The sequence below is a fragment of the Hyphomicrobium sp. genome, from assembly GCF_020852195.1.
Taxonomy (GTDB): Bacteria; Pseudomonadota; Alphaproteobacteria; order Rhizobiales; family Hyphomicrobiaceae; genus Hyphomicrobium_C.
In genome coordinates, this window is sequence record NZ_JADZBI010000102.1 from 18,823 (window position 1) to 30,236 (window position 11,414).

At 66.8% G+C, this 11,414-nt stretch carries 11 protein-coding genes; 9 read left to right on the forward strand and 2 right to left on the reverse strand.

Annotation, left to right across the window (positions count from 1 at the left end):
- Positions 1-84: 84 nt before the first annotated feature.
- The 3 genes from IT540_RS08400 (at position 85) to IT540_RS08410 (ending at position 4,124) form a co-directional block, all read left to right on the forward strand.
- Positions 85-1,914, forward strand: coding sequence for an AsmA-like C-terminal region-containing protein (locus IT540_RS08400; RefSeq protein WP_291175723.1), 1,830 nt, complete (start codon positions 85-87; stop codon positions 1,912-1,914).
- Between the two features lie 72 nt (positions 1,915-1,986).
- Positions 1,987-2,823: a HesA/MoeB/ThiF family protein gene (locus IT540_RS08405; protein WP_291175726.1), complete on the forward strand. Its 837-nt coding sequence runs from the start codon at positions 1,987-1,989 to the stop codon at positions 2,821-2,823.
- 107 nt (positions 2,824-2,930) lie between these two features.
- Positions 2,931-4,124, forward strand: a complete 1,194-nt coding sequence (locus tag IT540_RS08410; RefSeq protein WP_291175729.1) for a site-2 protease family protein — start codon at positions 2,931-2,933, stop codon at positions 4,122-4,124.
- A gap of 157 nt (positions 4,125-4,281) precedes the next feature.
- On the opposite strand, the gene IT540_RS08415 is transcribed toward IT540_RS08410, so the two are convergent.
- A complete protein-coding gene (locus IT540_RS08415; protein ID WP_291175731.1) occupies positions 4,282-5,280 on the reverse strand; it encodes a D-glycerate dehydrogenase in 999 nt (332 codons plus the stop codon).
- A gap of 196 nt (positions 5,281-5,476) precedes the next feature.
- Here IT540_RS08415 and IT540_RS08420 point away from each other — a divergent pair, with 196 nt between their 5' ends.
- Positions 5,477-5,983 carry an SH3 domain-containing protein gene (locus IT540_RS08420; RefSeq protein WP_291175735.1) on the forward strand — a complete coding sequence of 169 codons (507 nt, stop codon included), beginning with the start codon at positions 5,477-5,479 and terminating at the stop codon, positions 5,981-5,983.
- Between the two features lie 38 nt (positions 5,984-6,021).
- Here IT540_RS08420 and irrA read toward each other — a convergent pair whose 3' ends face one another.
- Positions 6,022-6,495, reverse strand: a complete 474-nt coding sequence (irrA, locus tag IT540_RS08425; protein ID WP_291175740.1) for an iron response transcriptional regulator IrrA — start codon at positions 6,493-6,495, stop codon at positions 6,022-6,024.
- Positions 6,496-6,914: 419 nt separating this feature from the next.
- Between irrA and fabA the strand changes: the two genes are divergently transcribed.
- From fabA to IT540_RS08450, 5 genes are all read left to right on the forward strand, one after another.
- Positions 6,915-7,451 (forward strand): 3-hydroxyacyl-[acyl-carrier-protein] dehydratase FabA, encoded by a 537-nt coding sequence (gene fabA, locus IT540_RS08430; RefSeq protein WP_291175743.1) that lies wholly within the window; start codon positions 6,915-6,917, stop codon positions 7,449-7,451.
- A 63-nt stretch (positions 7,452-7,514) separates the two neighbouring features.
- Positions 7,515-8,747: a beta-ketoacyl-ACP synthase I gene (gene fabB, locus IT540_RS08435; RefSeq protein ID WP_291175746.1), complete on the forward strand. Its 1,233-nt coding sequence runs from the start codon at positions 7,515-7,517 to the stop codon at positions 8,745-8,747.
- 127 nt (positions 8,748-8,874) lie between these two features.
- The gene (locus IT540_RS08440) at positions 8,875-9,744 is read left to right on the forward strand and encodes an SDR family oxidoreductase (protein WP_291175750.1); all 870 of its coding nucleotides are present in this window, start codon (positions 8,875-8,877) and stop codon (positions 9,742-9,744) included.
- A gap of 58 nt (positions 9,745-9,802) precedes the next feature.
- On the forward strand, positions 9,803-10,684 hold the full coding sequence (locus tag IT540_RS08445) for an aspartate/glutamate racemase family protein (RefSeq protein ID WP_291175754.1): 882 nt from the start codon (positions 9,803-9,805) through the stop codon (positions 10,682-10,684).
- 18 nt (positions 10,685-10,702) lie between these two features.
- Entirely contained in the window at positions 10,703-11,257 is a 555-nt protein-coding gene (locus IT540_RS08450; RefSeq protein WP_291175756.1) for a thioredoxin family protein, read from the forward strand.
- The last annotated feature ends 157 nt before the right edge of the window (positions 11,258-11,414 follow it).

Below are 11,414 nucleotides of genomic sequence, written 5' to 3' on the forward strand. Positions count from 1 at the left end.
AAGATAAGCACATGCCGAGCCGGGGACGATCGGCAGCTCTCTTGTAGCTTTCACGAATGCCTCCAAACGCGGGACAGCGGCCTGATGACTGGCAAAGCTGATAGGCGTCGCCCGTTGGTTGTTGCGATCGTTCTGATCGCTGCGATCGGTACGGCGCTCGTAGCTCCTGTCATGATCGGTGCGCGCAGAGGCGAGCCGATTCCAGGCTCGACGGTGCGGGCGGATTCCCGCGAGGCCGTCGCCATCACAACGCCGCTCGTTCTCTTCGCATCACCCTCGGTGGTGATTGAAAGAGGCACCGTTGCGCTCGTTGGTCCGGCCGCTGATGAAAGCCGTGTCGGCGCTCTTCTTCGCGCGCTGGTGCAGGGCGGCGGTGCGGATCTCGTCCTCGATCGCGCCAAAGTGGTGATCGACCGTGCGGGATCGCTTGCCCTGTCCCCTGCCGCCGCAGCCGGCACGGGCATACCTGCCGAACTAGGCCCTGTGGTCGCTTCTCTCGCAGGCTTCAAGTTCCGCAGCCTCACCGTCCTCGATTCCAAGGTGGTCATCGAATCGGGCGGTGGCGCGTCCGCGAGCGTGTCCCTCCGCAACGTCGAGATCACGCCCGACAGGGCCGGCTCTGTGAGCGTCAGGGGGCAGATTGAGTTCCGCGGCGAGCGCCTCGACATCGATGCGGCCTTCCCGCAGCCGAGGGACAAGCCCGCCGACGCGCCGGTCCAGGTGCGCGCCGCCGTCAAGGGCGAGCATATCGCGGCGGCCTTCAATGGCCGCCTGGCGACGGGCGAGCATGGGCAGATCACGGCAGAGAACGCCGAGCTTTCCATTTCCGACCTGCGCGCCTTCGCCAACTGGCTCGGCGCGTCGTGGCCGGCGGGATCAGGGCTCGGCTCCTTCACCGCCAAGGGCCTCCTCACGCTGGAGGAGCAGGCGATATCCTTCGAGCACGCCGAGTTCACGCTCGACGGGAATGCGGCAACGGGCGCGCTCATGGTCAAGCTCGGCACCGAGCGCCCGTTGATCGAGGGCACGCTGGCCTTCGGGTCGTTCGATATCGCGCCCTATGCGGCACCCTCGCGGCCCTATGCGCTCGCGCTGGCATCGGACTGGATTTCCGGCCTCCGCATCCCCGGCCTCGCCTCGCCCTCGTTTCTGAGCGACCTCGACGCGGACATCCGCATATCCGCCGGCAATGTGATGAGCGGCTCCGATCGGCTGGGCCGCTGCGCCGCGAGCCTCTCCGTTAAGGGCGGACGGCTCTACGGCGAGATCGCCGAGCTCGAGCTCGAGCAGGGCGGCCGCGGAGAGGGCCAATTCACGATCGACACCACGGGCGCCGAGCCGCGCTACACGCTGCGCGCCGATCTCGACGACCTGGATCTGGCGACGGTCGTGGCCCCCCGCCTCGGGCCGGCGGCCCTCGACGGCTCGGGCGACATCAAGCTCGACCTGCACGCCACGGGCGCCAGCGAGGCCGATATTGCGAAATCACTCGAGGGCAAGCTGTCGCTCCATATGAGCGACGGGGGACGCCTCGGCCTGGATCTTGATGCGCTGCCGGCCGCGGCGTCGGCGCCAACTCCGGTTGAGGGCTGGGGGGCGGTCGGCGCGGGCACGACCACGGTGAGCCGTCTGACTGCGAGTTTCACGGCCGCGAGCGGCGTTCTGACCACGGGCGGCGTGGAGGCGACTGTCGACAGCCGCACCGTCACGGCCACCGGAACGGTCGATATCGACAAGGGCGCCCTCGATCTCGTACTCTCGATCGCGCCGATGGCCGGCGCCGCGCCAGTGGATCCGGCGGCGAAGACGTTGGGATCGTTCAAGGTTCACGGCCCCTGGTCGACGCCGACAATCACACGGGCCGGCCCCGGCAAAGCTGCGGATGCCACTGCCTTGGGTGCGGATCCGGGCTGACGGCGCCCCCGGACGTCGCGAACGCAGCCTGAAGAGGCGTTCGCCAAGGGCAAAAGCTGAAGCGAAAGCGCAATGGCACTCTCGCCCGAGGAAATTCAGCGCTACAAGCGCCATCTCGTCCTGCACGACATCGGCGGGCAGGGACAGGCGAAGCTCAAGGCTGCGCGCGTCCTCGTCGTTGGCGCGGGGGGGCTCGGCAGCCCCGTCCTGCTCTACCTTGCGGCGGCCGGCGTCGGCACGATCGGCGTCATCGACGACGACAAGGTCTCGCTCGACAACCTGCAGCGCCAGGTCGTGCACACGACGGGCGCCGTCGGCATGCCGAAGGTCGAAAGCGCCCGCGAGACGCTGGCGCGCCTCAATCCGCACGTTGCCGTGGAGACGTTCGAGACCCGCCTCGATGCCGGCAACGCCGCCGACATTATCTCTCGCTTCGACATCGTGGCCGACGGGTCCGACAACTTCGCCACCCGCTATCTCGTCTCGGATGCCTGCTATTTCGCGCGCCGCACGCTGGTGCACGCCGCCGTCGGGCCCTTCGACGGCTATCTCACGACGCTGAAGCCGTTCGCAAGGACGGCGGACGGGACGCCCTACCCGAGCTATCGCTGCATTTTTCCGGAGGCCCCGCCGCCCGGTACGGTGCCCAACTGCTCGGAAGTGGGCGTCCTGGGCTCGGTCGTGGGCGTGGTCGGCACCCTTCAGGCGACCGAGGTGATCAAGGAGCTGACCGGCGTCGGCGAGAGCCTTGCTGGCCGTCTGCTGCTCTACGACGCCAAGGAGCCCCGCTTCGAGACGGTGCGCGTCGCCTGGGATCCCGAGAACCCGCTAACTGGCCTCAACCCCACCCTCGTCGATCTTTCGCCGCACGCCATACCGCGCCCCACGGTTCCCGCCGGAACAGAATGATACCCCTCTAGCGGTCATTATCTAATATTCACGTCGGAGCGGGAACGCTCCGCGCCGCGCCGCCGCGCGGTACGGGCCGAAACTGCAAGACCCGAGAGCTTTCCGCGATGACACTGATCGCCGACCTCCTGTGGATCCTTTATTTCCTTCTCCGCGGCGCCGTGGACGCCCTGCTGGGCCGGCGGCGCAGGAGGTATGTCACGGCCACCGATATCAAGGCGCCGCGCGAGCTTGTGTGGGAGGCGTCGTCTGCCCACAGCATCGTGCTCGAGGGCACGCCGCGCGTGGCGATCGAGACCGCCCGGCGTCCCGGCACCGCTGATATCTACGAGGGCACGGTGAGCATCGGCGAGCGCGTCGTGCCGATGGCCTACCGGGAGGTGGAGCTGAGGCCGAAAGAGGCCATGCTGATCGAGGTGCTGCCTGAGGGGAGCGGGCCGAGCATCGCGCTCGGACACGACTATTTCGTCGCCTGCAAGCTCGAGCAGCGTCCCGACAGCACGCTGCTCACCACGGTGCATGAGCTCACTCACAACACTTTTCTGGGTCGCGTCACGATCCCGCTCGGCGCCCGTCTCAACGGCCGCCGCCTGCGTGCCCATTGCGAGGCCATGGCCGGCTCCCCGCCGCGCGCAACGAGCAAGATCGGCGCCGCGCTTCTGACGGGCGCCCTCACCTACGCGAGCTTCATGTACCTGTTCGACTGGATGTTTGCCGCCGTCCTGCTCGTGCTGCTGCTCATCCACGAGGCCGGCCACGCGCTCGCCATGCGCTGGGTCGGGCTGCCCGTCCAGGGCATCTATTTCATTCCCTTCCTGGGCGGCGTGGCGGTGTCGGCAGCGCCCTTGAAGGACGAATCCGAGCGCGGCTTCGTGGCGCTCATGGGGCCTGGCTTCAGCCTGTTGACCACCGGGGCCTTCGTCATCGCCGCGTTCGCCACCGGCGAGCCGCTGTTCCAGCAGCTTGCACTCGTCAGCGCCATCCTGAACGGCCTCAACCTTGCACCCGTGCTGCCGCTCGACGGTGGCCACGTGCTCGATTCGGCGTTGTCGGCTTCGGATCCGGAGTTCGTGGCGATCATCAACATGCTGGCGCTGATCGCCGGCATCGGCGCCTCGCTTTATCTCCAATGGTACGTGCTGACCGGACTGCTCGTGCTCACCGGACCCATGCTGGTGCGGTCCGGCAAGGCAAAGCGGCATGCCGAGCCCATCACGCCCGCTGGCCGCAACTGGCTGATCGCGGGCTACCTGGCGACGCTCGCCTTCTACATCGCCGTCATCGCGCACTACATGGCGTGATGCGGCCCCTGGGCCCGGCCAAGCGGTGCCGCTTACGCGCCACCGCTTGGCCGGGATGACAGGAAGCAAACCCTCACGTGTCATCCCGGCCAAGTGAGGGCGGGAGCCCGAGCGTTGAGCCGGGATCCAGGGGCCGCGAGAGCAGCGCAACGTCCGCTCAGAACATCGCCGGGTGCACCTTGTCGGGCGGCGCGTGCCCGTCGAGGAACGCCTTGATGTTGATGATCACCTTCTCGCCCAGGTCGATACGCCCCTCGATGGTGGCACTGCTCATGTGCGGCAGCGCCACGACGCGGTCGGAGGCGATGAGCTTCGGGTTGATCGCCGGCTCGTGCTCGTAGACATCGAGCCCTGCCCCCGCGATCGAGCCGGCTTCGATCAGCCTGGCGAGCTCGTTCTCGTCGATCACCTCGCCGCGCGCCGTGTTGACGATGTAGGCCGTGGGCTTGAGCAGCTTGAGCCGCCGCGCGGACAGAAGGTGGTAGGTCGCCGGCGTGTGCGGGCAGTTGATCGACACGATGTCCATGCGCGACAGCATCTGGTCGAGGCTCTCCCAGTAGGTCGCCTCCAGCTCCTCCTCGATCGCGGCCGCGACGCGTTTGCGGTTGTGATAGTGGATCTGCAGCCCGAACGCCTTGGCCCGGTGCGCCACCGCCTGTCCGATGCGCCCCATGCCGACGATGCCGAGGCGCTTGCCGAAAATGCGATTGCCGAGCATCCAGGTCGGCGACCAGCCGGCCCACTTGGTCTTCGGGTCCTTGAGATAGGCCGCGCCCTCGGGCAGCCGGCGCGGCACCGCGAGGATCAGCGCCATGGTCATGTCGGCGGTGTCCTCGGTCAGCACACCCGGCGTGTTGGTCACGGTGATGGCGCGGTTGCGCGCCGTGTCGAGATCGATGTTGTCGACGCCCGTTCCGAAATTGGCGATCAGGCGAAGCTGCGGCCCCGCCTGCGACATGACGGCCCGGTCGATGCGGTCGGTGACGGTGGGCACCAGCACGTCGGCGACCTTGGCGGCATCGGCGAGCTGGGTTTGCGTCATGGGTTTGTCGTCGGTGTTGAGACGGGCATCGAACAACTCGCGCATGCGGGTTTCCACCACGTCGGGCAGCTTGCGCGTGACGATGACGACTGGCTTCTTCTGAATGTTGGGCATATCTCTTCCACCGGCGGCGTATCAAGGATCTGGGCTGTGTCTAACAGAAGGTCACGCCCGTGACAAAGTCATGGACTGTCTGGTCAGCCGGAACGAGTCGGGGACTGTGCGGGAGCGGAAGATGCGAGTGACGGGCCGGGGCATCGCGCAAGGAGCTGCGTGTGTCGCCCTCGTGCTTTGTTGGGCAGGTACTGCCTTGGCGGGCGGAGCTGAGACACCTGCGCCCGCGGTCCCCGCCGCGACGCCGCCCGGCACCTCCACAAGCGGGTTGCCGCTACCGCGCTTCGTGAGCCTGAAAGCCGACCGCGTTAACCTCCGCGCCGGGCCCGGCACCGACTATCCGACCTCGTGGGTCTATCGCCGCGCCGGGCTTCCGGTCGAGGTCTTGAGCGAGTTCGAGGCCTGGCGCCAGGTGCGCGATTCCGAGGGCGCGACAGGCTGGGTGCTGCAGTCGCTGCTGTCCGGGAGGCGCACCGCGCTCGTCACGCCGTGGGATGTGAAGGCGGGCGCGCCCGTGCCCCAGGTTCCGGTGCGCAACAGCGACAGCGAGCGGGGGCGGACGGTTGTGGTTGTGGAGGCGGGCGTCATCGCCAACATCCACTCCTGCGACGGGCGCTGGTGCAGCGTGACGGTCGACCGCTTCCGCGGATACATGCCCCAGAAGCAGCTCTGGGGCGTCTACGAAAACGAGATCGTGAAATAGCCGCCCGGGCGAATAGTGCGGCGCAGCGAAGCGTGCGTTCAGTCCTTCGGCACCAGCCGCACGACCACGTCGATGTGGCTCACCTTCATGCCCTCGGGCGGCTCGGGCACGCCGTCGACCCGGATCGAGTCGCCGGGAATGTCCATCAGCTCTCCGTCGGCCTCGATGAAGAAATGGTTGTGGTTGGACGTGTTGGTGTCGAAGTACGCTTTGCCGCCATCGATCGCGAGCTCGCGCAGGAGCCCGGCGCCCGTGAACTGGTGCAGCGTGTTGTAGACCGTTGCCAGGGACACGTGCTCGCCCACGCTCAGAGCCTCGGCATGCAGCATTTCGGCCGAGACGTGCCGGTCCTCGCCGCCGAACAGCAGCGTGCCGAGCGCCACGCGCTGGCGCGTGGGGCGCAGCCCGGATTTGCGAAGCCGCTCCGCGATACGCGATTGCAGCGGCGCCAAGCCGCTCTCCGCCAGGGCGTCTTCGCCGGGGGTAAGGTCGTCAGTAAAGTCTTCGCTCATGCGGGTGCCGACTCGGGTAAGCCTCCACGGCCAAGCTCACCTGCGAGAGCTCGACGCCACCGAGGCCTGATTCCTCAACTCCCTCAGTATAGAAGCAGCGCCGGGGGACCGCAACCCGCCGTCCAAGGCGCTGTTTTGGGCGGAATTTCCGCTAAGGGGATGTACCGCCCCTCGCGGCCCGTGGCCGGGTGCCCTCGAGCGGCCGTTCTGGACAATACGTCACCTTTTCCATTGGGCGACTTGACGGTGCCCGCGATTATCGTTTGAACGTCAGTCGGATGTGCTAGGACAACGCGCTTGCGGGGTCCGATGCGTCATCCCGAACACGTGACCGAACCGCGCTTCGCGGCATACGGCGGGTTCGAGTGCGCCGCGCGGCCGTCGGGACTGACACGGACAGAGAGGGACGAAGCTGATCGATGGCCGAGCGCCGTTCAAGCTATGACTTCGAGGATCTGTTGGCGTGCGGGCGCGGAGAGCTGTTTGGGCCAGGCAATGCGCAGTTGCCGCTGCCCCCCATGTTGATGTTCGACCGCATCGCCCATATCTCCGACAGCCACGGCGCCCACGAGAAGGGCCAGGTGGTTGCCGAGCTCGCCGTTGAGGGCAACGAGCGGCTGGACTGGTTCTTCAAGTGCCACTTCGAGGGCGACCCGGTGATGCCGGGCTGCCTTGGGCTCGATGCCTTGTGGCAGCTCACGGGCTTCTTCCTGGGCTGGCTCGGCGCCCCCGGTCGCGGCCGGGCGCTGGGCGTGGGAGAGGTGAAGTTCACCGGCATGGTTCTCCCTTCGGTCAAGAAGGTCGAATATGTGGTGGATCTGAAGCGCGTGATTCTGCGGCGTTTGAAGCTCGCCATTGCCGATGGCGTGCTGAAGGCGGACGGCCAGGTGATCTACACGGCGACCGACTTGCGCGTCGGTCTGTTCGAGGCGGGGGAAGCGCCGGCCGCCGCATGAGCCGATAAATCAGTATAAAATGGCTTTCGGGAACACGGCAGGCGGGCGAGGAAGGGGTTGTCGATGAGACGTGTGGTCGTCACCGGCATGGGTATCGTGTCCTCGATCGGGAACACGACCCAGGAGGTGCTCGCCTCCCTCAGAGAGGGCAAGTCCGGCATCGTGCGGTCCGAGAAGTATGCCGAGCTTGGGTTCCGCAGCCAGGTTCACGGCGACCCGAAGCTCGATTGGGAGGCACAGGTTCCGCGCAAGCCCAAGCGCTTCATGGAGGCGGGCGTCGGCTGGAACTACATCGCCATGGAGCAGGCTATCCGCGACGCGGGTCTCGAGGCCGGCGACGTCGTGAACGAGCGCACCGGCATCGTCATGGGCTCGGGTGGCCCGTCGACGCGGGCCATCGTCTGGTCGGCCGACACCGCGCGCGAGAAGGACCCGAAGAAGGTGGGGCCGTTCGAGGTTCCGAAGGGCATGTGCTCGGGCCCGTCGGCCGTGCTGGCCACGAGCTTCCAGATCAAGGGCGTCAATTACTCGATCTCGTCGGCCTGCTCCACGTCGGCGCACTGCATCGGCAACGCGGCCGAGCTGATCCAGTGGGGCAAGCAGGACGTGATCTTTGCCGGCGGCTGCGAGGAGCTGGACTGGACGCTGTCGGTCCTCTTCGACGCCATGGGTGCAATGTCCACGCGCTACAATGATCGGCCTGCCACCGCGAGCCGAGCTTACGACAAGAACCGCGACGGTTTCGTGATCGCGGGCGGCGCGGGTGTTCTGGTTCTCGAGGAGCTCGAGCACGCCAAGGCGCGCGGGGCCAAGATCTACGCGGAGATCGTGGGCTACGGCGCCACCTCCGACGGCTACGACATGGTCGCCCCGTCGGGTGAGGGCGCGGTGCGCTGCATGCGCCTCGCCATGCAGGGCCTCAACGGCAAGGGTATCGACAAGATCGACTACATCAATCCCCACGCAACCGCGACGCCCGTCGGCGACCTGAAGGAGATCGAGGCCATCCGCGAGGTCTTTGCCGGCAAGGAGATTCCGAAGATTTCCGCCACCAAGTCCCTTTCGGGACATTCAATGGGGGCGATTGGAGTACAAGAGAGCATCTTCTCGCTTTTGATGATGAACAACGGCTTCATCTGCGAAAGTGCCAATATCGAGGAGCTGGATCCCGCCTTCGAAGACATGCCGATTGTCAGAAGCCGCATCGACAATGCCGAGCTTAACTGTGTGATGTCGAACAGCTTCGGTTTCGGTGGAACAAATGCAACTCTGATTTTTAACCGATACGACGGCTGAAATCTTGCAAGGTCTCGCGCCTTAGGGGCATTTCGCCCCTCGGGAGTGGCCCAGCATGAAGGTTTACAGGAATGGACGCGGCTGGTTTGAGATCGGCTGCAAATTTGGTGTGAGTGTGAGGTCTCCGATGACCGACTTTGATGTCACCAACCCCGGTCCGCTGATGGCGGGCAAGCGCGGTTTGATCATGGGCGTCGCCAATGATCGTTCGATCGCGTGGGGCATCGCGCGCGCCCTGCATGGGCACGGCGCAAAGCTCGCATTCAGCTATCAGGACGGCGCCTTCGGCCGCCGTGCCGTTCCGCTCGCCAAGTCGATCGGGGCCGAGATCATCGAGCCGGCGAACGTGCTCGACCTGGCCACCGTCGACAACGTCTTCGCGAAGGTGAAGGAAGCCTGGGGCAGCCTCGACTTCGTCGTGCACGCGTTGGCCTACTCCGATCCGCGCGAGCTGGCTGGGCGCTACGTCAACACCACGCGCGACAACTTCACCAACACCATGGTCATCTCCTGCTTCTCGTTCACCGAGATCGCGCAGCGCGCCATGGCGCTGATGCCGAACGGCGGCTCGCTCCTCACGCTGAGCTACGGCGGTGCCACGCGCTCGGTCCCCTCCTACAACGTGATGGGCGTTGCCAAGGCGGCGCTCGAGGCCTCAGTGCGCTATCTCGCCGCCGATCTCGGCCCGCAGAACATCCGCGTCAACGCGCTCTCCGCCGGTCCCATGCGCACGCTCTCCGGCGCCGGCGTGTCGGACGCCCGCGTCATCTTCAACTTCCAGAAGGAGCACGCGCCGCTGCGCCGCACGCCGAGCCTGAACGACGTCGGCGGCTCCGCGCTCTACCTGCTCTCGGATCTGTCGGCTGCGGTGACGGGAGAGGTGCATTTCGTCGACTGCGGCTACAGCACGATTTCCATGCCGAGCCTCGAGGCCTTGAAGACGGCCGACCAGGAGGCATCGGCGGCGGGCCGCTCGCCGTCTGAGGCGGCGGAATAGCAGGGGCCGCCACGCCGCCGATTGACCCACGAGGCGCTTCGGCGCAAACAAGGGCTCCATGATTGGCGTCTTCGATTCCGGCCTTGGGGGGCTCACGGTACTTTCCGCGCTGACCAGGCGCTTCCCCGAAGTGTCCTTCGTCTATCTGGGCGATCACGCCCACGTCCCTTATGGCGATCGTCCCTCGGAGGAGATCATCGATCTCACGCGCGCGGGCGTCGAGCACCTGTTCCGGCGCGGCTGCAAGCTCGTTGTCCTTGGCTGCAACACGGCGACCGCCGTGGCCGCGCGCCGCCTGCAGACGACCTGGCTGCCCACGACGCACTGGAAGGCCGAGGGCCACAATGTGGTCGGCATCGTTGCCCCCACCGTCGAGGCGGCAACGCAGACGCCTTGGGCCGTCACCACCCCGCAGTATCCGCAGAAGTTCCTCACCGACCGCATTGCCGTGTTCGGCACCACGCGCACCATCGCCTCCAACGTTTACGCGGAGGAGATCAGGAAGCGCTGCCCGAAGGTCACCGTCCTGCAGCAGATCTGCTCGGAGCTGGCCGGCGCCATCGAGGTGGGCGCGGCGGACTCGGATCTGGAGCGTCTCGTCGAGGCCAGCATCGCTGGTGCGATGGCCCAGGCGGGCGGCGAACCGCCCCACCGCGCCATTCTCGGCTGCACGCACTTTCCGCTCGTCGAGCACCTGTTCCGCCGCCATCTCCCGCCCGCGACGCGCATTCTCTCCCAGCCGGACATTGTCGCCGACAGCCTGGAGGATTATCTGTCGCGCCATGCCCACTACGCGGGCGCCGCTGCGAATGAGCCGCGTCTCGTGCTGCTCACAACGGGCGATCCTGCGGAGATAAGCGCCCGCGCCCGCGTGTTTGCCGGCGACGGCCTGGCGTTCGAGCCGCTCGATGTGGCTGTCGGCGCCGTCCCGCGCACTTGAGGAACTGGAGCTGAAGCCATGGCCGAAGCGACCCCCATCTGCGAGTTCGGCTGGAAGGCGCCGGCCTTCTGGCTGCCGGCGACGGACGGCAGGACCTACACCCTCGACGAGCTCAAGGGGCCGAACGGCACGCTCGTCATGTTCATCTGCAACCACTGCCCCTACGTGCAGGCCGTTCTCGACCGTATCGTGCGCGACGCCAGCGACCTCGCCCGGCTCGGCATCGCCTCCGTGGCGATCTCCTCGAACGACGCCGTCACCTACCCCGAGGACAGCTTCCCGCGCATGAAGGAGGTCGCCGCGGCGCATCGCTTTCCCTTCCCCTATCTCTACGACGAGAGCCAGGAGGTCGCCCGCCTCTACGGTGCCGTCTGCACGCCCGACTTCTTCGGCTTTAACCATGATCTCGAGCTGCAGTACCGGGGCCGGCTGGACGCGAGCGGCCGCAACCCGGCCGCACCCGGCGCCCGCCGGGAACTGTTCGAGGCCATGAAAGCCGTGGCCGAGACCGGCCGCGGGCCGGCCGAGCAGGTGCCCTCCATGGGCTGCTCCATCAAATGGAAAGAAACCTGACGCGCCGATCGGGCCGCGAAGCGGCGCAAACCGGCCAAATCCGTTGACCGCGGAGGGGCCCCGCAGCTATAGACGGCCCACCACGAGGTCGCCTGGAACGCATGTTCCGGGCGGCCGACGCATTTGAGCTTGCGCTTGGACGGCGCGGCATGCGCCC

What these genes read in the sequence shown, in the direction of transcription:
- IT540_RS08400 (WP_291175723.1), top strand. Translation starts at nt 85, where the DNA reads ATGACTGGCAAAGCTGATAGGCGTCGCCCGTTGGTTGTTGCGATCGTT.
- IT540_RS08405 (WP_291175726.1), top strand. Translation starts at nt 1,987, where the DNA reads ATGGCACTCTCGCCCGAGGAAATTCAGCGCTACAAGCGCCATCTCGTC.
- IT540_RS08410 (WP_291175729.1), top strand. Translation starts at nt 2,931, where the DNA reads ATGACACTGATCGCCGACCTCCTGTGGATCCTTTATTTCCTTCTCCGC.
- IT540_RS08415 (WP_291175731.1), bottom strand. Translation starts at nt 5,280, where the DNA reads ATGCCCAACATTCAGAAGAAGCCAGTCGTCATCGTCACGCGCAAGCTG.
- irrA (WP_291175740.1), bottom strand. Translation starts at nt 6,495, where the DNA reads ATGAGCGAAGACTTTACTGACGACCTTACCCCCGGCGAAGACGCCCTG.
- fabA (WP_291175743.1), top strand. Translation starts at nt 6,915, where the DNA reads ATGGCCGAGCGCCGTTCAAGCTATGACTTCGAGGATCTGTTGGCGTGC.
- fabB (WP_291175746.1), top strand. Translation starts at nt 7,515, where the DNA reads ATGAGACGTGTGGTCGTCACCGGCATGGGTATCGTGTCCTCGATCGGG.
- IT540_RS08440 (WP_291175750.1), top strand. Translation starts at nt 8,875, where the DNA reads ATGACCGACTTTGATGTCACCAACCCCGGTCCGCTGATGGCGGGCAAG.
- IT540_RS08445 (WP_291175754.1), top strand. Translation starts at nt 9,803, where the DNA reads ATGATTGGCGTCTTCGATTCCGGCCTTGGGGGGCTCACGGTACTTTCC.
- IT540_RS08450 (WP_291175756.1), top strand. Translation starts at nt 10,703, where the DNA reads ATGGCCGAAGCGACCCCCATCTGCGAGTTCGGCTGGAAGGCGCCGGCC.